15 protein-coding genes are annotated in these 20,808 nt (G+C 68.3%); 10 read left to right on the top strand and 5 right to left on the bottom strand.

Annotated features, from left to right (window positions below; genetic code table 11):
• Positions 1-20: 20 nt before the first annotated feature.
• Positions 21-311, bottom strand: a complete 291-nt coding sequence (gene rpsF, locus NW895_RS30570; RefSeq protein WP_289939642.1) for a 30S ribosomal protein S6 — start codon at positions 309-311, stop codon at positions 21-23.
• 307 nt (positions 312-618) lie between these two features.
• On the opposite strand from rpsF, the gene NW895_RS30565 reads away from it, so the two are divergent.
• From NW895_RS30565 to NW895_RS30555, 3 genes are all read left to right on the top strand, one after another.
• Positions 619-936 carry a hypothetical protein gene (locus NW895_RS30565; protein ID WP_289939640.1) on the top strand — a complete coding sequence of 106 codons (318 nt, stop codon included), beginning with the start codon at positions 619-621 and terminating at the stop codon, positions 934-936.
• Between the two features lie 177 nt (positions 937-1,113).
• Positions 1,114-2,235, top strand: a complete 1,122-nt coding sequence (gene femX / locus NW895_RS30560) for a peptidoglycan bridge formation glycyltransferase FemX (protein WP_289939638.1) — start codon at positions 1,114-1,116, stop codon at positions 2,233-2,235.
• 67 nt (positions 2,236-2,302) lie between these two features.
• On the top strand, positions 2,303-3,334 hold the full coding sequence (locus NW895_RS30555) for an alanine racemase (protein ID WP_289939636.1): 1,032 nt from the start codon (positions 2,303-2,305) through the stop codon (positions 3,332-3,334).
• 70 nt (positions 3,335-3,404) lie between these two features.
• On the opposite strand, the gene NW895_RS30550 is transcribed toward NW895_RS30555, so the two are convergent.
• Both NW895_RS30550 and NW895_RS30545 read right to left on the bottom strand, forming a co-directional pair.
• Positions 3,405-4,913: a glycosyltransferase 87 family protein gene (locus tag NW895_RS30550; RefSeq protein WP_289939634.1), complete on the bottom strand. Its 1,509-nt coding sequence runs from the start codon at positions 4,911-4,913 to the stop codon at positions 3,405-3,407.
• Positions 4,914-5,033: 120 nt separating this feature from the next.
• Positions 5,034-7,715, bottom strand: coding sequence for a transglycosylase domain-containing protein (locus tag NW895_RS30545; RefSeq protein WP_289939633.1), 2,682 nt, complete (start codon positions 7,713-7,715; stop codon positions 5,034-5,036).
• A 387-nt stretch (positions 7,716-8,102) separates the two neighbouring features.
• On the opposite strand from NW895_RS30545, the gene NW895_RS30540 reads away from it, so the two are divergent.
• The 4 genes from NW895_RS30540 to NW895_RS30525 all read left to right on the top strand — a co-directional run bounded on the left by NW895_RS30540 (position 8,103) and on the right by NW895_RS30525 (position 11,938).
• Entirely contained in the window at positions 8,103-8,777 is a 675-nt protein-coding gene (locus NW895_RS30540) for a helix-turn-helix transcriptional regulator (protein ID WP_289939632.1), read from the top strand.
• A 44-nt stretch (positions 8,778-8,821) separates the two neighbouring features.
• Positions 8,822-9,904 (top strand): inositol-3-phosphate synthase, encoded by a 1,083-nt coding sequence (locus tag NW895_RS30535; protein ID WP_289939630.1) that lies wholly within the window; start codon positions 8,822-8,824, stop codon positions 9,902-9,904.
• A gap of 79 nt (positions 9,905-9,983) precedes the next feature.
• Complete coding sequence (locus NW895_RS30530; protein ID WP_289939629.1) at positions 9,984-11,246, top strand: MFS transporter; 1,263 nt, start codon at positions 9,984-9,986, stop codon at positions 11,244-11,246.
• 149 nt (positions 11,247-11,395) lie between these two features.
• Positions 11,396-11,938: a hypothetical protein gene (locus tag NW895_RS30525; RefSeq protein ID WP_289939628.1), complete on the top strand. Its 543-nt coding sequence runs from the start codon at positions 11,396-11,398 to the stop codon at positions 11,936-11,938.
• Positions 11,939-12,037: 99 nt separating this feature from the next.
• Here NW895_RS30525 and NW895_RS30520 read toward each other — a convergent pair whose 3' ends face one another.
• Positions 12,038-13,507, bottom strand: coding sequence for a CCA tRNA nucleotidyltransferase (locus tag NW895_RS30520; RefSeq protein WP_289939627.1), 1,470 nt, complete (start codon positions 13,505-13,507; stop codon positions 12,038-12,040).
• A gap of 272 nt (positions 13,508-13,779) precedes the next feature.
• On the opposite strand from NW895_RS30520, the gene NW895_RS30515 reads away from it, so the two are divergent.
• The 3 genes from NW895_RS30515 (at position 13,780) to NW895_RS30505 (ending at position 20,268) form a co-directional block, all read left to right on the top strand.
• Positions 13,780-16,164 carry a DUF6049 family protein gene (locus NW895_RS30515; RefSeq protein ID WP_289939626.1) on the top strand — a complete coding sequence of 795 codons (2,385 nt, stop codon included), beginning with the start codon at positions 13,780-13,782 and terminating at the stop codon, positions 16,162-16,164.
• A gap of 44 nt (positions 16,165-16,208) precedes the next feature.
• Entirely contained in the window at positions 16,209-18,434 is a 2,226-nt protein-coding gene (murJ, locus tag NW895_RS30510) for a murein biosynthesis integral membrane protein MurJ (RefSeq protein ID WP_289939625.1), read from the top strand.
• Between the two features lie 139 nt (positions 18,435-18,573).
• On the top strand, positions 18,574-20,268 hold the full coding sequence (locus tag NW895_RS30505) for a protein kinase family protein (protein WP_289939624.1): 1,695 nt from the start codon (positions 18,574-18,576) through the stop codon (positions 20,266-20,268).
• 68 nt (positions 20,269-20,336) lie between these two features.
• Here NW895_RS30505 and NW895_RS30500 read toward each other — a convergent pair whose 3' ends face one another.
• Positions 20,337-20,687 (bottom strand): hypothetical protein, encoded by a 351-nt coding sequence (locus NW895_RS30500; protein WP_289939623.1) that lies wholly within the window; start codon positions 20,685-20,687, stop codon positions 20,337-20,339.
• Between the last annotated feature and the right edge of the window lie 121 nt (positions 20,688-20,808).

Below are 20,808 nucleotides of genomic sequence, written 5' to 3'. Positions count from 1 at the left end.
GATCAGCTGAGCGGGAGAGCTCAGTGGGTCTCGGGGCGGAGGACCTTGGTCCGGAGGACCGACTCGTTCAGGTTCATCTGGCGGTCGAGCTCCTTGACGACCGCAGGCTCGGCCTGCAGGTCGATGACCGAGTAGATGCCCTCGGGCTTCTTCTTGATCTCGTACGCGAGACGACGACGGCCCCAGGTGTCGACCTTCTCGACCTTTCCGCCACCGTCACGGACGACAGAAAGGAAGTTCTCGATCAGCGGGGAGACAGAGCGCTCCTCGACATCGGGGTCGAGGATGACCATCACCTCGTAGTGACGCATGTGGAACCCACCTCCTTTGGACTCAGCGGCCACGGTCGTTCCGTGGCAGGAGGGTTGTGATGCGTACGCAACGGTATCGGCCGCCACTGACAATCGGGGTCGGTCGACGGTTTCCCAGGGCTGCCTCGCCAGGACCGGCCGGACGGATCCGACCCCTTTCTGGCTGTGCCCGGGCAGACACCGGTGCAGACGGTACAGAGTACCCGCACACCGTCGTCCGGTTGAAATCCGGCCGCCAGGGCGGCCAATCTGTACGCATCGGGTGTGTATGGCGCTACGATCCGCCGCCTTTCGCAGGAGGTGCCCTATGGCACAGGCAATGCGACCCAACACCGCCGGAGGCCTCTTCGCCACGGACGGAAAACCCCACCCCCTCCAGGACACCCTGCTCGCGGTGACTCTGGTGCTGGGCATCACGTCGTTCGTCACCGCGCTCGTCGACGACGACCTGCACCTGCTCAGCTCCTGGACCGGCCTGGTGGGCATCCTCACCGGCGCGTACGGCCAGTGGGTCTCGGAGACGACCCGCGAGCGGTTCGGGCTGATCCTGGGCCTGGGTGCCGCAGGGGTCGGCTTCTTCCTGGGCATGGCCCACGGCGGCCTCTTCGGCGGTCTCTTCGACTGACGCCAGGGACACCGTCCTTCGAACACGAATAGAGCAACGCGACACACTCCGGCGCCCGCAGGCCGGGGGGAAGCTGCCGTATGCCCAGTCGGGGCGCTGCCGAGGCGCAGTAGGCTTCGGCGCGAGAGCCGGAGCCCCTGTACCCATGGGGACACACCAGCCCGAGGAGCGCCCCGAATGAGCCTGACCCTGAGGACCATCAGTCGCGAGCAGCATCTGGCCTACATCCAGAGCCTGCCGGCGGCGAGCCACATGCAGGTCCCGGCCTGGGCGGACGTGAAGGCGGAATGGCGCTCGGAGAACCTCGGCTGGTTCGACGACCGGACGGGCGAACTGGTCGGTGCGGGCCTCGTCCTCTACCGGCAGCTGCCGAAGATCAAGCGCTACCTCGCTTATCTGCCCGAGGGCCCGGTCATCAACTGGTTCGCTCCGAACCTCCAGGAATGGCTGGAGCCGATGCTGGCGCACCTCAAGCAGCAGGGTGCCTTTTCGGTCAAGATGGGCCCTCCGGTGGTCATCCGGCGCTGGGAGGCCGCCTCCATCAAGCAGGGCATCCAGAACCCGGATGTGAAGCGGCTGCGCGACATCGAGGCCGACCACATCGAGCCCCGGGCCTTCGAGGTCGCCGACAAGCTGCGCCGCATGGGCTGGCAGCAGGGCGAGGACGGGGGCGCCGGATTCGGCGACGTACAGCCCCGCTACGTCTTCCAGGTGCCGCTCGCCAACCGCTCCCTGGAAGAGGTCCACAAGAACTTCAACCAGCTGTGGCGCCGCAACATCAAGAAGGCGGAGAAGGCCGGCGTCGAGGTCGTCCAGGGCGGCTACCAGGACCTTGAGGAATGGCAGCGCCTGTACGAGATCACGGCTGTGCGCGACCACTTCCGGCCCCGCCCGCTGTCCTACTTCCAGCGCATGTGGACGGCCCTCAACAGCGAGGACCCCAACCGCATGCGGCTGTACTTCGCCCGCCATGAGGGTGTGAACCTCTCGGCGGCGACCATGCTGATCGTCGGTGGGCACGTCTGGTACTCCTACGGCGCCTCCGACAACATCGGCCGCGAGGTCCGGCCCTCGAACGCGATGCAGTGGCGGATGCTGCGCGACGCCTACGCCCTCGGCGCCACCGTGTACGACCTGCGCGGCATCTCCGACTCGCTGGACGAGACCGACCACCTCTTCGGTCTGATCCAGTTCAAGGTGGGCACGGGCGGCCAGGCCGCCGAGTACCTCGGCGAGTGGGACTTCCCGCTGAACAAGCTGCTCCACAAGGCGCTCGACATCTACATGTCGCGCCGCTGACCACGCGTTCCGCAAGCTTCCCCACCTCTGATTCACCGCAGCAACGAGAAAGGTTCCAGGTCCGGCCATGGCGCTCACGCTCTACGTCGACACCGCGCGCTGGCGGGCGCACCACAAGCACGTGCAGGAGCAGTTCCCGGGGCTCGTACCGGTCTGCAAGGGCAACGGCTACGGCTTCGGGCACGAGCGGCTGGCGGAGGAGGCCACGCGGCTGGGCTCCGACATCCTCGCCGTGGGCACGACGTACGAGGCCGCCCGGACGAAGGACTTCTTCAGCGGTGACCTGCTGGTGCTGACGCCGTACCGGCGCGGCGAGGAGCCCGTTCCGCTGCCCGACCGGGTCGTGCGCTCGGTGTCGTCGATCGACGGGGTGTACGGCCTCGTGGGCGCCCGCGTGGTCATCGAGGTGATGTCCTCGATGAAGCGGCACGGCATCAGCGAGCAGGACCTGCCTCAGCTGCACGCCGCCATTGAGAACGTCCGGCTGGAGGGCTTCGCCATCCACCTGCCCCTGGACCGCACCGACGGCTCGGACGCCGTCGAGGAGGTCATCGGCTGGATGGACCGCCTGCGCGCCGCCCGGCTGCCGCTGCACACGATGTTCGTCAGCCACCTCAAGGCCGAGGAACTGGCCCGGCTGCAGCAGCAGTTCCCGCAGACCCGCTTCCGCGCACGCATCGGCACGCGGCTGTGGCTGGGGGACCACGAGGCCACCGAGTACCGCGGCGCCGTCCTGGACGTCACGCGGGTCTCCAAGGGCGAGCGCTTCGGCTACCGGCAGCAGAAGGCGGCCTCGGACGGCTTCCTGGTGGTCGTGGCGGGCGGTACGTCGCACGGGGTGGGTCTGGAGGCCCCCAAGGCCCTGCACGGCGTCATGCCGCGCGCCAAGGGCGTCGCCCGGGCCGGCCTGGCCACGGTGAACCGGAACCTTTCTCCGTTCGTCTGGGGTGGCAAGCAGCGGTGGTTCGCGGAGCCTCCGCACATGCAGGTCTCGATCCTCTTCGTACCCGCGGACGCCCCGGAGCCGAAGGTCGGCGAGGAGCTCGTGGCCCATCTGCGGCACACCACCACGCAGTTCGACCGGCTCGTCGACCACTGAGCGCAAGCGGCAGCAGGAAGGCCGTACACGGTCCATCCGTGTACGGCCTTTCCCATGGTGTCGCGTTCGCTCAGGGCGAACCGTCGGTCGCCCTCCGCGCACCCCATTCCACCGTCGGTCCGTCGAAGTGGGCCGCATGCCGTGGGGGATGGGCCGCCGGGCCGAGGACGAAGACGTCCTCCGCGCCGTCGAGAACGCCGCCCGAGGGATCGTCGTCGCCCGACCGGCGCACCGGGTCCCGGTCCGGCATGAGGATGTCGCGCACGATCACGGCGCACAGGTAGAGCGTCCCCAGCAGGTGCAGGCCGATGGCCCAGTGGTAGCCGTCGGTCGGCAGGCCCTTGTGGGCGTCACCGCTGGTCGTATACGCGAGGTACATCCAGATGCCCAGGAAGTACGCCACCTCGCACGCCTGCCAGATCAGGAAGTCCCGCCACTTCGGCCGGGCCAGCGCGGCCAGGGGCACCAGCCACAGGACGTACTGCGGCGAGTAGACCTTGTTGGTGAGGATGAACGCCGCCACGATCAAGAAGGCGAGCTGGGCGAGGCGCGGACGACGTGGCGCGGTCAGCGTGAGCGCCGCGACACCCGCGCAGCACAGCAGCATCAGCAGCGTGGCGAGCGTGTTGACGGTGTCGGTGCTCAGCGGATCGGTCGAGTTCTGGGCCAGGATCAGCCAGAAGGAACCGAAGTCGACGCCCCGCTCCTGGCTGAAGGTGTAGAACTTCGACCAGCCCTCGAAGGCGAAGAGCATCACCGGCCCGTTCACCACGATCCAGGCGACGACCGCACCGAGCAGTGCCTTCCCGAAGTCCCGCCACTTCCCCGCACGCCAGCACAGCACGAGAAGCGGACCGAGCAGCAGGAACGGATAGAGCTTCGCGGCCGTGGCGAGCCCCAGCAGGACACCGAAGGCGAGGGAGCGGCCCCGCGCCCACATCAGCATCGCGGCGGCCGTCAGAGCGACCGCCAGCAGGTCCCAGTTGATCGTCGCCGTCAGCGCGAAGGCGGGCGCCAGGGCGACGAGCAGGCCGTCCCAGGGGCGCCGGGCGTGCGTACGGGCCACGCAGACGGCGATGACGGCCGCGCACGCCATCAGCATCCCGGCGTTGACCATCCAGTACCACTGTTCCTGGTGCTGGATGGTGCCGCTGCCGGGCGTGAGCCAGGAGGCCACCTCCATGAAGACACCGGTCAGCACCGGGTACTCGAGGTACTGCATGTCGCCGGGGAGCTTGTCGAAGTACGGCACGAGCCCGTCGGCGAAGCCGCGCCCCTGGTAGAGGTGCGGGATGTCCGAGTAGCACGCGTGCGTGTACTGCGAGCTGGCGCCGAAGAACCAGGCGCCGTTGTAGCAGGGCGCCTTCTGGACCAGACCGAGGGCGAACATGCCGATCGCCACGAGCGCGACCACCCGGACGGGGGTCCACCAGGACGTGCCGAGCAGGGCACGCCGACCGAGGGGGCCGCCGATCAGCTCGCTGCCGCTCGCGGCGATCTCGTCCTCCTGGGTCGGCCGCACCGGCTCCGACTCGCGCACGCTCGCTTGCGTGGATTCTGCACTGGCCATGCCGCACATCCTGCCGTACACACCTAGCAATACGCCGAGGGCCGCCGCACCTGAAGAGTGCGGCGGCCCTCGTTCCATGTGAAACATGCGCGTGTTTCACGTGAAACAGCCATGCTGGGCGTTGTGCGGCTACCCGGTCGGTCCTCCGAAGAGGCCTCCGCCGTTGCCGTTGCCCCTGCTGTTCCCGGTTTCTTCCGTTCCTGAAGGCGACGGCGACGAGGTCACACCCCCGTCCGTGCCACCGTTGCCCACTCCGCCGTTGTCGCTGCACCCGAAGCCGAAGCAGGAGTCGCTCGGCGAGGGCGACGGGCTGGTCTGCGACTCACTGGGCGTCGGACTCGGCGACGGACTGCTCTCCTCCTCGGTCTGCGAGGGGGTGGGAGTGGGCGTCGGGACCGGGACGTCGTTCACGACCTCACCGATGGGCTCCGGCGTCGGGAACGGCTCGGGCGCCTCACCCTTCAGCGCCTGCTCCATGTAGTCGTGCCAGATCTCGGCCGGGAATGAGGCACCGTGAATGGACTTCTGGCCACCCGTTCCGTACATCTCCAGGAAGGTGCGGTTCTTCACGTTCTCGTCGTCCGGATACCGGAACATGCTGATCGCGGTCGACAACTGCGGCGTGTAGCCGACGAACCAGGCCGACTTGTTGCCGTCGGTGGTACCGGTCTTTCCGGCGACATCACGGCCGGGCAGCTGGGCGTTGGTACCCGTTCCCTTGTCGACCACGGTCTTCAGCACGTCCGTGACGTTGTCGGCCACCTGCTCGGTGAACGCGTCCTTGGTCTTGGTCTCGTGCTGGTAGACCGTGCCGTCCTTGCTCGTCACCTTCGTGACGGAGAACGGATCACGCTGCTTGCCGCTGGCCGCGAAGGTGGAGTAGGCACCGGCCATGCGGATCGCGCTGGGGTCGGAGATGCCGATGGAGAAGGACGGGTAGTCGGTGCCGGCCAGGCTGTCCGGCTTCAGGCCCGCGTCGACGGCGGCCTCCTTGACCTTGTCCAGCCCGACGTCCATGCCGAGCTGCACGAAGGCGGAGTTGACCGACTCCCTCATCGCCTCACGAAGGTCGATCCGGTAGTTCGGCGGAGTGCCGTACGACTGGTCGCCGTCGTTGACCTGCAGCCACTCCTGACCCTTCTCGTTCTTCCAGATGTCCCCGTCGTACTCCTTGATCTTGAGCTTGTTCTTGCCGCTGTAGAAGCTCTTCGGGGAGACCTTGGTCCGCTCGTCCTGCGCCTGCTCCGGGCCGAGTTCCGGGTTCCGCACCCCCCACTTCATGGCGGCCGCGAGCACGAACGGCTTGAACGTCGAACCGACCTGGGCGCCGGTGACGTCGGCGTTGTTGGTGAAGTGCTTGGTCGCGTCCTCACCGCCGTAGATGGCCTTGATGGCACCCGTCTTCGGATCCACCGACGCGCCGCCGAACTGGACGTGCGTGTCCGTCTTCGGACGTTCCTTGGGCTTGATGTTGGCCTTCTGGACCTTCTTGACCGAGTCCTCGAGCTCCTTGACCTTCTTCTTGTCGAAGGTCGTGTAGATCGAGTACCCGCCCCGGTCCAGGTCGTCCTTGGTGATGTTCGAGTTGTTGACCACGTAGCCCTTGGCGAGATCGACGAGATAGCCGATCTGGCCGCTCAGCTGGGTGTTCGACCGCGGGTTCTGGACCTTGGGGAGCTTGGTGTACTTGGCCCGTTCACCGGCGTCCAGGTGGCCGTACTCGACCATCTTGTTGAGAGTGTCCTGCATCTGCCTCAAGGCCCGCTTGCGGTTGGCCTCGGGGGTGGCGTTGACCGGGTCGATGGCGGCGTTGCCGGCCGGGTCGTAGTACGTCGCGCCCTTGAGCATCGCCGCCAGGAAGGCGCACTCGCCCGGGTTGAGGTCGATGGCCTTCTTGTTGAAGTAGGTGCGCGCGGCCGCCTGGATGCCATAGGCCCCGCGTCCGTAGTACGCGGAGTTCAGGTAGCCCTCCATGATCTGGTCCTTCGGGACCTCGGCGCCCACCTTGATCGAGACCAGGATCTCCTTGAACTTCCGCGAGATCGTCTGCGACTGGTCGTTGAGCATCGCGTTCTTGACGTACTGCTGGGTGATCGTGGAACCACCCTGCGTCTCGCCGCCCCGCGCCATGTTGAACACGGCGCGGGCGATGCCCTTCGGATCGATGCCGCTGTCGGTGTAGAAGGTCTTGTTCTCCTGCGAGATCACCGCGTACTGCATCTCTTTGGGGATCTGCGCCAGGCTGACGATCTGCCGGTTCGTCTCACCACCCGTGGCCACCATCTCGGAGCCGTCGGACCAGTAGTAGACGTTGTTCTGCGCCGTCGCCGTCTTGTCGACGACCGGCTTGCCGACCATGGCGTAACCGATGCCCGCGACGGCCACCAGGCTGCCCAGGAAAGCGATGAACAGGCCCGTGACGAGCTTCCAGGACGGCATCCAGCGCTGCCAGCCGTACTTGCCCGCGCGCGGATAGTCGATGATCCGCTTCTTGTCGTAAGCCGGTCCTCTGCCCCGCCCCGGACCGTTCGGGCCACCGGGAGCGGCGCGCCGGCCTCCGCGGCCCGCTTCGGGGGCTCTGCGGCGACCACCCCCGCTTCTCTGGGCCGCACGCCGGGCCTCGGCGCGGCCACCGTACGGACGCTCCTCACCTCCCGGGTCGTACGAGCCCGACCCATAGGAGTCGGACAGAGACCCGGTGGCGCCTCGCGGTGCCGCGCGGCGGCCGGAGGACGAGCCGGACAGGCCGCGTCGGGCCGCGGCACGTCCGCCTCCCTGCGGCTGCGGCGGTTTGCGACGGTGCTCGCTCATCGAACGACTACTCCTCGGGCAGGCGCACCCTTGCGCGCCTGGAAACGGCGGCTGGCTTCCGGTCCCCCCGAAGTACGGACGCGGTCGGTCCCGCATTCACCCGTACTGCACCAAGGACAACGACGCCCTCCAGGGGTCACTCGGTTCCCGGTGCTATGCATGGCGCACAGACTACGCACCGCCAAAACCGGCCGTGTCCTGTAGTTCACCCCAAATCAGGCAACTTGCTTCAGATGAATCGGGGATGTGATCCCGTTCACCACCCTCCCTCTTGTCGCACCCGGAAGGTCGTTCTATCGTCGTGATGTATCGAGTCGATACATCAGCACGGCATAAAGCCTCGCCAAGAGCCCGTCACGGCCCGTTCGCGGCAGAGAGGAGGCGACGATGAGCCGGCGTTCCGGGATCCTCGAGTTCGCCGTACTCGGTCTGCTCCGCGAGTCCCCGATGCACGGCTATGAGCTGCGTAAACGACTCAATACGTCACTGGGAGTGTTCCGCGCGTTCAGCTACGGGACGCTGTATCCCTGCCTCAAGACACTGGTCGCCAACGGCTGGTTGATCGAGGAGCCGGGGAACACCACCGAGGCCGCCGCTCCACTCACCGGACGCAGGGCCAAGATCGTCTACCGGTTGACGGCGGAAGGTAAGGAGCACTTCGAGGAGCTGCTCTCGCAGACCGGGCCCGACGCGTACGAGGACGAGCACTTCGCCGCCCGTTTCGCTTTCTTCGGGCAGACGTCACGCGACGTACGCATGCGCGTACTGGAGGGACGCCGCAGCCGGCTGGAGGAGCGCCTGGAGAAGATGCGCCTCTCGCTGGCCCGCACCCGGGAGCGCCTCGACGACTACACGCTTGAGCTCCAGCGCCACGGGATGGAGTCCGTGGAGCGCGAAGTGCGCTGGCTGAACGAGCTCATCGAGAGCGAGCGGGCGGGACGGGACCTGAAGGGTTCCGCCCACGGAGAACCCGCTCGCGACACCACAGAGGGAGCGCCGGGCGTCCTGCCCCGGCCCGGGGACGACCCCGGTCCGGATACGCCCGGCGACACCGCCACGTGAGGCCACTGCCAAGGCCTCACTCGTACACACAGGGAGCAACCGGAATGGGTTCGGTTCGCGTAGCCATCGTCGGCGTGGGCAACTGCGCCGCATCGCTGGTGCAGGGAGTCGAGTACTACAAGGACGCCGACCCGGCGTCCAAGGTCCCTGGCCTGATGCACGTCCAGTTCGGCGACTACCACATCCGTGACATCGAGTTCGTCGCGGCCTTCGACGTGGACGCCAAGAAGGTCGGACTCGACCTCGCGGACGCCATCGGCGCCTCGGAGAACAACACCATCAAGATCTGCGACGTCCCCCGCACCGGCGTGGCGGTGCAGCGCGGCCACACCCTCGACGGTCTCGGCAAGTACTACCGCGCCACCATCGAGGAGTCCGCCGAGGAGCCGGTCGACGTCGTCCAGGTCCTCAAGGACAAGCAGGTCGACGTCCTCGTCTGCTACCTGCCCGTCGGCTCCGAGGACGCGGCGAAGTTCTACGCCCAGTGCGCCATCGACGCCAAGGTCGCCTTCGTCAACGCCCTGCCCGTCTTCATCGCCGGTACCAAGGAGTGGGCGGACAAGTTCACCGAGGCGGGCGTCCCGATCGTCGGTGACGACATCAAGTCCCAGGTCGGCGCCACCATCACGCACCGGGTCATGGCGAAGCTGTTCGAGGACCGGGGCGTCATCCTGGACCGCACGATGCAGCTGAACGTCGGCGGCAACATGGACTTCAAGAACATGCTCGAACGCGACCGTCTGGAGTCCAAGAAGATCTCCAAGACGCAGGCCGTCACCTCCCAGATCCCCGACCGGGACCTCGGCGAGAAGAACGTCCACATCGGCCCGTCCGACTACGTCGCCTGGCTCGACGACCGCAAGTGGGCCTACGTCCGCCTGGAGGGCCGTGCCTTCGGTGACGTCCCGCTGAACCTGGAGTACAAGCTCGAGGTCTGGGACTCGCCGAACTCCGCCGGCGTCATCATCGACGCCCTGCGCGCCGCGAAGATCGCCAAGGACCGTGGCATCGGCGGCCCGGTGCTGTCGGCGTCGAGCTACTTCATGAAGTCCCCGCCGGTCCAGTACTTCGACGACGTGGCCCGCGAGAACGTCGAGAAGTTCATCCGGGGCGAGGTCGAGCGCTAACCACGCTCCGTTCGTGGGCTGTTGAGGGTCCCCGGGTCGCACGGCCCGGGGACCCTCCCCGTATGTGAGGCTGTGCCCCATGTCCGTCGTGCGTGACCTGCGCGTCCTGCTCCACTTCCGGAACTTCCGACGCCTGCTCGTCGTACGCCTGCTCTCCCAGGGCGCCGACGGCGTCTACCAGGTCGCACTCGCCGCCTACGTCGTCTTCTCGCCGGAGAAACAGACCTCGGCCGCCGCGATCGCCTCCGCGATGGCCGTGCTGCTGCTCCCGTACTCCCTGGTGGGCCCCTTCGCCGGTGCCCTGCTGGACCGCTGGCGCCGGCGTCAGGTCTTCCTCTACGGCAACCTGCTGCGCGCCCTGATGGCGTCGGCGACGGCCGTCCTGATCGTCGCCCACGTCCCGGACTGGCTCTTCTACGTCTCCGCCCTGTGCGTCACCGCCGTCAACCGCTTCGTCCTCTCGGGCCTGTCCGCCGCCCTGCCCCGCGTGGTCGACACCGAGCGCCTGGTCATCGCCAACTCCCTGTCCCCGACCGCCGGGACGCTCGCCGCCACCGCGGGCGGCGGGCTGGCCTTCGTGGTGCGGCTGGTGGTCGCGGACTCCGACGCCGCCGTGGTGCTGCTGGGAGCGTTTCTGTACCTGTGCGGGGCATTGGCGTCGCTGCGCATGGCGGCGGACCTGCTGGGACCCGACCGCGCGCGCACGCAGCCGGGGCTGGGCACAGCGCTCAGCAGCACGGCCCGCGACCTGGCCGCAGCGGTACGTCACCTGGCGGCGCCGCCGCGCCGGGAGGCGGCCTGGGCGCTGGCCGCCATGTCGCTGATGCGGTTCTGCTACGGCGCCCTGCTGGTCATGCTGCTGATGCTGTGCCGGTACTCCCTGACCTCGGACACGGACGAGGGTCTCGCCCTGCTGGGGCTTGCGCTGGGGGCTTCCGGTGCCGGTTTCTTCGCGGCGGCGGTCGTGACCCCGTGGGCGGCGGGACGTCTGGGCCCCGGCCGCTGGATCGTCGTGTGCGCCGCGGCAGCCGCGGTGCTGGAGCCGGCCCTCGGCCTTCCGTTCGCCACCGTTCCCCTGCTGGTCGCGGCGTTCGTCCTGGGGCTGACGACCCAGGGCTCGAAGATCGCGACGGACACGGTCGTGCAGGCGTCGGTCGACGACGCCTTCCGTGGCCGGATCTTCTCCGTCTACGACGTGCTGTTCAATGTCGCCTTCGTCGGAGCTGCCGCCGTGGCCGCCCTGATGCTGCCGCCGGACGGCCGCTCGATACCGCTGGTGGTCACGATCGCCGTTATCTACGGAGGAGTAGCGGCCGCTATGGCCCGGTTTGAGCACCAGTAAGTGTCACATCAATGACACAGAGCCATCCTGGGCTACTGAGTTGTCAGTGGGGACCGATAACTTACGTGCGTCTTATATCGCGCCATGTTCGCGTCATTTCTGCGTGCCGTGGTCGCGTCACGCATCTATGTTTCTAGGGGGACCCCCAAGTGACGACTCCGCCGCCCCAGGGCCAGAACCCGTTTGCCCAGGGCCAGCAGCCCTACGGCCAGGCCCCGGGCGCCCCGGGTGCCCCGGGTCAGGCTCCGTACCCGCCCCAGGACGGCTTCCCGCAGCAGCCCGGCCAGCCCGGCTTCCCCCAGCAGGGCGCCGCTCCGTACGCTCCGGTCCCGCCGCAGCCGACCGGCCGCAAGCTGAGCTTCAAGACGATCAAGAACATCGTCATCGCGGTGGCCGTCGTCGGCATCGCCATCGGCGGCTTCATAGCAAGCCGGGACGACGCGAACACGGCAGCGGTCGGTGACTGCATGCACCGCGGCAGCACCAACGACAACGACCCGGACCTTGAGGTCGTCGACTGCAAGGACACGAAGGCCCAGTACGTGGTGCTGGCCAAGATCGAAGGCTCGTACCTCACGGAGACCATGGCCTCCAGCAAGTGCGAGGCCGAGGCCAAGGACTTCCAGTACACGTACACCGAGAGCGGTGACAGCAAGGACTTCCTGCTCTGCCTGAAGGACTACAAGAAGTAAGGCACACACGCAGAGGGGCGATGTTTCACGTGAAACATCGCCCCTCTGCGTTCCCGGCGGAGGTCATGTTTCACGTGAAACATGACCTCCGCCGGCGCCTCAGCCCTCCTGCGCGGCCCACCACTCCTTGAGGGCCGTCACCGCCGCGTCATGTTCCATGGGCCCGTTCTCCAGACGGACCTCCAGCATGTACTGGTAGGCGCGACCGACCACCGGACCCGGTCGGACGCCGAGAATCTCCATGATCTGGTTGCCGTCGAGGTCCGGGCGGATCGCGTCCAGCTCCTCCTGCTCCTGCAGCTTCGCGATGCGCTCCTCAAGACCGTCGTACGCACGCGACAGCGCGGCCGCCTTGCGCTTGTTGCGCGTGGTGCAGTCCGAGCGGGTCAGCTTGTGCAGACGGTCGAGCAGTGGCCCGGCGTCCCGGACATAGCGGCGGACCGCGGAGTCCGTCCACTCACCGGTGCCGTAGCCATGGAAGCGCAGATGGAGCTCGACCAGGCGCGAGACATCCTTCACCAGGTCGTTGGAGTACTTGAGCGCGGTCATGCGCTTCTTCGTCATCTTCGCCCCGACCACTTCGTGGTGGTGGAACGAAACCCGGCCGTCCTTCTCGAAGCGGCGCGTGCGCGGCTTGCCGATGTCGTGCAACAGCGCGGCCAGGCGGAGGGTCAGGTCGGGGCCCTCGTGCTCCAGCGCCATCGCCTGCTCCAGGACGATCAGCGTGTGCTCGTACACATCCTTGTGCCGGTGGTGCTCGTCACTCTCCAGCCGCAGGGCCGGCAGTTCGGGCAGGACATGGTCGGCGAGGCCGGTGTCGACGAGCAAGGTCAGTCCCTTGCGCGGGTGCGCGGAGAGGATCAGCTTGTTCAGCTCGTCCCGCACCCGCTCCGCCGAGACGATCTCGATGCGCCCGGCCATCTCCTTCATGGCCGTGACGACCTCGGGGGCCACCTCGAAGTCGAGCTGTGCCGCGAAGCGCGCGGCCCGCATCATCCGCAGCGGATCGTCCGAGAAGGACTCCTCGGGCGTCCCCGGGGTGCGCAGCACGCGCGCCGCGAGGTCGTCTAGCCCGCCGTGCGGGTCGATGAACTCCTTCTCCGGGAGCGCGACAGCCATCGCGTTCACGGTGAAGTCACGCCGGACGAGGTCCTCCTCGATGGAGTCGCCGTACGACACCTCGGGCTTGCGTGAGGTGCGGTCGTAGGCCTCCGACCGATAAGTGGTCACCTCGATCTGAAAGCGCCGATCAGCGTCTCCGACGCGGGCATCCTTCTGGGCGCCCACCGTGCCGAAGGCGATCCCGACCTCCCAGACGGCGTCCGCCCACGGCCGCACGATCTTGAGGACGTCCTGAGGGCGGGCGTCGGTCGTGAAGTCCAGGTCATTGCCGAGCCGGCCGAGCAACGCATCCCGGACCGAACCGCCGACCAGGGCGAGCGTGAACCCGGCCTCCCGGAAGCGGCGGGCGAGGTCGTCGGCGACAGGGGCGACCCGCAGCAGTTCACTCACCGCGCGGTGCTGCGCCTGGCTCAGGGCACTGGGGTTGTCTTCGTTGGCGTTCGGCACAACAGAAGAGGGTACGTGGCCCGGGCGTCCGCGAGCTCCCCCATTGACCTCGCGCAGACAGCTCAGTCAATACGTGCACAAGGGCAGCCCTTGAGACGTACGTCGGTGCTCCCCTTTATACGGGTACATAGAGGGCAGCCCGGCGTCGTCTCCCGATCTTGTGGAGCAGACCGCGGCACTTCCCCTCAGCGGGCATCGTTACCATGCGTGGACGCACATTCCGACGACCACTTTCCGACGACCACTGACGACGACGAGGGACGGGCGAGCGCGTGGCCGAGGCGGCAGACTTCCAGGGGACCAGTGCCTCACCTGCCCGCCGGTGGCTACGGCGCACCGCAGCACTGCTCGCGGGAGCGCCGCTGCTGGCCGCCCTGGTCCAGGTGCCCACCGGTTCCGCACACGCCGACGCTCAGGCCTCCACGCAGGCCGACGCCGGTTCGGGCCCGGTGTCCGTCGCCGTCGACTCGCTCAGCCCCAGTGCCCCGACGGACGGGGACACACTGACCGTGTCGGGCACGGTGACGAACAATGGCAAGCAGGCGGTCACCGACGCCCACGTCGGGCTGCGCGTGGGCCCACAGGTGACCACCCGCTCGCGCATCGACTCCGTCGCCCAGGACAGTGACGACGTCCGGACCCCCGCCGGCCCGGAGGTCGGCGGCAAGTACGTCGAGAAGTTCGCCAAGCTCACTCCGGGCGTCGCCGAGCCCTTCACCATCTCCGTGCCGGTCGACCAGCTGGACCTCGGGCGGGACGGCGTCTACCAGCTCGCCGTCTCGCTCTCCGGCCAGACCTCCGCGCAGCCATGGGAACAGATCCTCGGTATCCAGCGGACGTTCCTGCCCTGGCAGCCCGGCGAGGCCGGTACCAAGACCAGGACGACGTACCTGTGGCCGCTCGTCTCCACCGTCCACATGACGGCCGAGACGGGAGCGAACGACCAGCAGACGCCGGTCTTCCTCAACGACGACCTGGCCGAGGAGATCTCCCCGGGCGGCCGCCTCGACCAGATGGTGTCACTGGGCAAGGACCTCGACGTCACCTGGGTCATCGACCCGGGTCTGCTGGCCGCCGTCGACGCGATGACGCGCAGCTACAAGGTCCGCAGCGGGAGCAGCACCACCTCCGGCACGCACCAGGCGCTCGCCAAGCAGTGGCTCGCCGAGCTGCAGCAGGCCGTGGCGGGCAAGGAGGTCGTCGCCCTCCCGTTCGCCGACCCGGACCTGGCCTCACTCGCTCACAACGGCACGAACGTCACCGGCTCACTGAGCCAGCTCAAGACCGCCACCGACGTCGTCGCCAACACCGTGGAGCCGATCCTCCACGTGAGGCCGGTCACCGACTTCGCCTGGCCCGTGGACGGCGCGATCGACCCGTCCATCGTGAAGGTCGCCACGTCCGCGGGCGCCGACAAGGTCATCGCCCGCAGCGACAGCCTGCAGGAGACCGGCGGCCTGCCGTACACGCCCTCCGCACCCCGCCCCATCGGCGGTGGCACGACGGCGGTCGTCGCGGACGCCAGGCTGTCCACGGCGTTCGAAGGCGACCTGACGAAGGCCTCCGCGTCCACGCTCGCGACGCAGCGGTTCCTCGCCCAGAGCCTGACGCTCGGCCTCCAGACCGGCAAGCAGCGCAGCATCGTCGTCGCCCCGCAGCGCATGCCGTCCGCCAGCCAGGCACAGGCGATGGCGCAAGCGGTGACGGCCCTGCAGAGCGGGACCTGGTCACAGGCCCAGGACCTCACGGCGGCCGCCGCGGCCAAGCCGGACCCGGCCGCCACCACGAAGGTGCCGTCGGCCTCCTCGTACCCGTCCTCGCTGCGCAAGCAGGAGCTGCCCCGGTCGGCGTTCCAGCAGATCGCGAGGACGCAGGACAAGCTCGACAACTTCAAGGTGATCCTGGCCGACCAGTCCCGGGTGGTGACCCCCTTCGGGCGGGCCATGAACCGCGAGATGTCCACGTCGTGGCGCGGCCGGGCCATGGAGGCGAGCAGCTTCCGCAGCGGGGTGGAGTCCTACCTCGACGACCTGACCGATCAGGTGAAGCTGATCGACAAGTCGGAGACCAAGCTCTCCGGCCGCAGCGCCACCATCCCCGTGACCGTGCAGAACAACCTGGTGCAGCCCGTCGACCACCTGGTGCTGCGACTCAGCTCGACCAACCCGACCCGCCTCAAGATCGGCGACTCCGCCTACGAGGAACAGCGCGTCTCGGTCTCCGGCGGCCACAGCCAGTCCGTGAAGTTCACCACGTCGGCCAACGCCAACGGCCGCGCTACGGTGGTCGCCCAGCTGTACACCGAGGACGGCCAGAAGTACGGCGAGGCCGTCACCTTCGACGTGAAGGTCACCGAGATCACGGCCACGGTGATGCTGGTCATCGGCGGCGGCGTCCTGCTGCTCGTCCTCGCCGGCTTCCGGATGTACACGCAACGCAAGCGTGCGGCCGCCCGTGAGGCGGACGAGGACGGTCCCGACGAGGCCGACGGCCCCGACGACGGCACGGAGAACCAGGAGGGCTCCGAAGACCGTCCCAAGGGGGAGTCCGAGGCCGCGTCGGGGGCAGACGCCCCGGAGCAGCCGAGTGACCCGGCACCGGACACCGCAGCGGAAAACGCCGACCCGTCCGGCACGGGTGAGAGAGTGGACCGTTGAGGATGTCGTGGCCGGTGGGCCCGGGACGATGAGGTGGGGTAACCATGAACGCGCCGTACGACGGTGACCGCGGCCAGGCCGCGGGCAGCTCGGGCTACCCCGAGGGCCCGCCGCCCGAGCACGGCCAGGTGCCGCCGCAGCCGCCCGCGGACATGTACCTCCAGGACGCCTACGCCCAGGATCCGTACCGGGCGCAGGACCTCTCCGCGCAGGATCCCGTCGCCGAGGCGCTCTACGACCGCGCCGCGCACCCCCCGCCGCCGCCCGGCACCTACCAGCCGCAGCAACCCCTGTACGCCCAGCCGCCGCAGTCGCCCCACGCCCCGGACCCGCACGTATGGGCCCAGCCCCCGGCGCCCGAGCCTGAGGGCCCGACGCAGTACCTGCCGTACGGCGACGACCCCCGGACGACCCAGTTCGTGGGCGTGGACGACCTGGTCACCCAGGCCGGCGAGGAGCGCCACGAGCCGGACGCCTTCGCCCATCTGTTCAGAGACCAGCAGCAGAGCAGCGGCCACCCCGCGTACGAGGCCTCGCCCTCGGTCCCCGGCCCCTCCCCGGCCCCCGGCCACGGGCAGGGACAGCAAGGCCCCGCCGCCGAGGGCCCCACGCCCGCTCCGGCCCCGGCCCCGAAGAAGAGCGGCAAGGCCGGTGGCCTGCTGAAGTCCAGCGCCGTGATGGCGGCGGGCACGATGGTCTCCCGCCTCACCGGCTTCATCCGGTCAGCGCTGATCGTCTCGGCACTGGGCGTCGGCCTCCTCGGCGACACCTTCCAGGTCGCCTACCAGCTGCCCACGATGATCTACATCCTCACCGTCGGCGGCGGACTCAACTCCGTCTTCGTGCCGCAGCTGGTCCGCGCCATGAAGGAGGACGAGGACGGCGGTGAGGCCTACGCCAACCGCCTGCTGACCCTGGTGATGGTGGCCCTGGCCGCCCTCACCGCGCTCGCGTGGTTCGGCGCGCCGCTTCTGGTCCGCGCGCTGTCGAACCCCGTCGCCAGCGACCCTGCGGCCAACGAGGTCGCCATCACCTTCACCCGCTACTTCCTGCCCTCGATCTTCTTCATGGGCATCCACGTGGTGATGGGTCAGATCCTCAACGCTCGCGGCCGTTTCGGCGCGATGATGTGGACCCCGGTCCTGAACAACATCGTCATCATCGTGACGCTGGGGATGTTCATCTGGGTCTACGGCACGTCGGCGGACTCCGGCATGCAGGTCACGAACATCCCGCCGGCGGGCCAGCGGCTCCTCGGCGTCGGTGTCCTGCTCGGCCTGGTCGTCCAAGCTCTGGCGATGATCCCCTACCTGCGCGAGACCGGGTTCCGGCTGCGGCTGCGCTTCGACTGGAAGGGGCACGGCCTCGGCAAGGCCGCCAAGCTCGCCAAGTGGACGATCCTGTTCGTCCTGGCCAACCAGGCGGGCGCCCTCGTGGTCACCCAGCTGTCCACCGCCGCCGGCATCGACTCCGACGTCGAGGGCACGGGCTTCGCCGCCTACGCCAACGCCCAGCTCATCTGGGGACTGCCGCAGGCCATCATCACGGTCTCCCTGATGGCCGCGCTGCTGCCGCGTATCTCCCGCTCGGCGGCCGAGGACGACGCCGGAGCCGTCCGCGACGACATCTCGCAGGGCCTGCGCACCACCGCCGTCGCGATCGTGCCCATCGCCTTCGGCTTCGTCTCGCTCGGCATCCCGATGTGCACGCTCATCTTCGGTTCCTCGGGCACCAGCGAAGCCACCAACATGGGCTACATGCTGATGGCCTTCGGCCTCGGTCTGATCCCGTACTCCGTGCAGTACGTCGTCCTGCGCGCCTTCTACGCCTACGAGGACACCCGCACGCCCTTCTACAACACGGTCATCGTGGCCGCGGTCAACGCGGGCGCCTCGGGGCTCTGCTACCTCCTGATCCCGTCCCGCTGGGCCGTGGTCGGCATGGCCGCCTCCTACGGCCTGGCCTACGCGATCGGCGTCGGCGTCGCCTGGCGCCGGCTGCGCAAGCGGCTGAGCGGGGACCTGGACGGCGCCCGCGTGCTGCGGACGTACGCCCGGCTGGCCATCGCCTCGGTCCCGGCCGCCCTGCTCAGCGGCGCGGCCTGCTACGGGATCGGTCACACGCTCGGCCAGGGAGTCCTGGGCTCCTTCGCCGCGCTGCTGGCGGGCGGGGCCGTCCTGCTCGCGATCTTCTTCGTCGCCGCCCGTCGCATGCGCATCGAGGAACTCAACTCGCTGGTCGGCATGGTCCGCGGGCGCCTGGGACGCTGAGACGGGGGGTAGGCGCACAACCATCGTCCGCCACCGCGTGTCGTGCATAGCGGCGGACTGTGGGCACAATTGGTTTCGGCGTCGGACGGCGCGCACAGGTGTCGGCCGGCGCGCAACGGATGGGGAGGCAGGAACGACGGTGGCGGAACGGAGCACAGCTGCCGTCGACGTGGCAGACAACAGCGGCGAGGAGTCGCTGACCGCACAGGCGGACCAGTCCACGGCCGACGGGGTGGCCAAGAACCGGGAGCGGGACACGGACAGCGACGAGGCACAGGGGAGCGCCGGGACGGAGGGTTCCGGGAAGGCCTCAACTCCCGAACTGCACAGCGGCCACAAACTCGCCAGACGCTACCGCCTCGAAGAGTGCGTCACCCGTCTGGACGGATTCAGCAGTTGGCGAGCCGTGGACGAGAAGCTCCGGCGCGCCGTCGGCGTCCACATCCTGCCCGCAGACCACGCCCGGGCCCGCTCCGTGCTGGCTGCGGCCCGCTCCTCCGCGCTGCTCGGCGACCCCCGCTTCGTCCAGGTGCTGGACGCCGTCGACGAGAACGACCTCGTCTACGTCGTCCACGAGTGGCTCCCCGACGCCACCGAACTGACCACGCTCCTCGCCTCCGGCCCGCTGGAGCCGTACGACGCCTACCAGATGGTCAGCCAGATCTCCTCCGCCATGGCGGCCGCCCACCGCGAGGGCCTCGCGCATCTGCGCCTGAACCCCAACGCCGTCCTGCGCACCTCCACGGGCCAGTGGCGCATCCGCGGCCTCGCTGTGAACGCCGCGCTGCGCGGCATCAGCTCCGACACTCCGCAGCGCACGGACACCGAGGCCATCGGCGCTCTGCTGTACGCGGCGCTCACGCAGCGCTGGCCGTACGAGAGCGACGCCTACGGCCTGTCCGGCCTGCCGAAGGACGTCGGCCTGATCGCGCCCGACCAGGTGCGCGCCGGCGTCCACCGCGGACTGTCGGAGCTGGCCATGCGGGCCCTCGTCAACGACGGCGCCACCGCCTCCCGCCACGAGTCCCCCTGCACCACGCCGGAGGAGCTGGTGAAGGCGATCGGCGAGATGCCCCGCATCCGCCCGCCGGAGCCGGCGTTCACCGCACCGCCCGAGTACCAGCGCACGACGTACCAGCAGGGCACGTACGGCCGCCCGGCGCCGCGCCCTGGCGCCACCCAGCCGGTGCCGGCCCCTCCGCCCCCGCTGCAGAGCCGCACCGGCAAGGCACTGAAGTGGGCCGTGTCGGCGCTGCTGATCGCCGCGCTGGGTCTGGGCAGCTGGCAGCTCGCGGACGCGCTCATGGAGCAGGGCGGCAAGGCCGAGGATCCGAACCCGACGCAGACGACGGACGGGAGCAACAAGCCCCCGAAGAAGCCGGCGTCCGGCAAGCCGATCGCCATCAGCAGTGCCCGCGACTTCGATCCCTTCGGCGACCAGTCCGAAAAGCCGTCCGCCATAGGGAAGGTCTACGACAACAGCACAGCCACGTATTGGCAGACGGATTACTACCTGAGCGCGGACTTCGGCCGCCTGAAGCAGGGCGTCGGCATCATCCTCGACCTCGGCAAGGTTCAGCAGGTCGGGGAGGTGACCGTCAGCTTCATGGGGGACACCTCGGTCGAACTCCGCAGCGCGAGCGCGGACGCGAATTCGGAGCCGACGTCCTTCGACGCCTACAGCAAGGTTGCCGAAGGTTCTGGGACGACCGTGAACCTCAAACCCGGCAAGTCCCTGAAAACGCGGTACGTCCTGGTGTGGCTGACCGAGCTCCCGTTGCAGAACGACGGAAAATGGCGCGGCCGAGTGGCGGACATCAAAGTAGTCAGCTGAGCAAGCGATGAGGGTGGGACTCCTTACCGAAAGGAGTCCCACCCTCATCTTCGTGCATGTACGCCTGATCAGGCTGTTGTGCATCCTGTGTTGCCGGAGCCGTCCTTGATTACTCCGTCCTTGTAAAGCGACACGTCAAGACAGACAGCCCGACCTTCGGCCAGATCGAAGTCGTAATTCTCGCACTTGCCTTTTCCGCCTGCTTTGCCCTTGCCGAGCAGCGCACCGCTCACGCGGTCCGTAAGGAAAAAGTTCACACCGTAGCCATCGGCACGCGTATCACAAACAGCGACCGTTTCCCCGTTGGATGTGAAAGTACCGTAGCCGGCCGCGGTCGGATTGGTAAAAACGATAGAGTCTGCTGCCGCCGATCCAGCGCTGCCCAATACAGCAGCGGCCCCGAGCGCGAACACAGCCATGACCCGACGCGAAAACTTCACGCCAAACCCCCTGAAGAAGGAAATAAATCACTCAGTGACTTACCAAATCTGCACCCTAGGCAGAAACTGTCCTTCAGTCAAACGAAATTGACGCCGTTAC

Origin of the sequence: Streptomyces sp. S.PNR 29 (genome assembly GCF_030386795.1) — a bacterium.
Taxonomy (GTDB): domain Bacteria; phylum Actinomycetota; class Actinomycetes; order Streptomycetales; family Streptomycetaceae; genus Streptomyces.
Note: the sequence above shows the minus strand (reverse complement) of the source record. Positions and strands in the feature narration are given on the sequence as shown.

What these genes read in the sequence shown, in the direction of transcription:
- rpsF (WP_289939642.1), bottom strand. Translation starts at nt 311, where the DNA reads ATGCGTCACTACGAGGTGATGGTCATCCTCGACCCCGATGTCGAGGAG.
- NW895_RS30565 (WP_289939640.1), top strand. Translation starts at nt 619, where the DNA reads ATGGCACAGGCAATGCGACCCAACACCGCCGGAGGCCTCTTCGCCACG.
- femX (WP_289939638.1), top strand. Translation starts at nt 1,114, where the DNA reads ATGAGCCTGACCCTGAGGACCATCAGTCGCGAGCAGCATCTGGCCTAC.
- NW895_RS30555 (WP_289939636.1), top strand. Translation starts at nt 2,303, where the DNA reads ATGGCGCTCACGCTCTACGTCGACACCGCGCGCTGGCGGGCGCACCAC.
- NW895_RS30550 (WP_289939634.1), bottom strand. Translation starts at nt 4,913, where the DNA reads ATGTGCGGCATGGCCAGTGCAGAATCCACGCAAGCGAGCGTGCGCGAG.
- NW895_RS30545 (WP_289939633.1), bottom strand. Translation starts at nt 7,715, where the DNA reads ATGAGCGAGCACCGTCGCAAACCGCCGCAGCCGCAGGGAGGCGGACGT.
- NW895_RS30540 (WP_289939632.1), top strand. Translation starts at nt 8,103, where the DNA reads ATGAGCCGGCGTTCCGGGATCCTCGAGTTCGCCGTACTCGGTCTGCTC.
- NW895_RS30535 (WP_289939630.1), top strand. Translation starts at nt 8,822, where the DNA reads ATGGGTTCGGTTCGCGTAGCCATCGTCGGCGTGGGCAACTGCGCCGCA.
- NW895_RS30530 (WP_289939629.1), top strand. Translation starts at nt 9,984, where the DNA reads ATGTCCGTCGTGCGTGACCTGCGCGTCCTGCTCCACTTCCGGAACTTC.
- murJ (WP_289939625.1), top strand. Translation starts at nt 16,209, where the DNA reads ATGAACGCGCCGTACGACGGTGACCGCGGCCAGGCCGCGGGCAGCTCG.
- NW895_RS30500 (WP_289939623.1), bottom strand. Translation starts at nt 20,687, where the DNA reads ATGGCTGTGTTCGCGCTCGGGGCCGCTGCTGTATTGGGCAGCGCTGGA.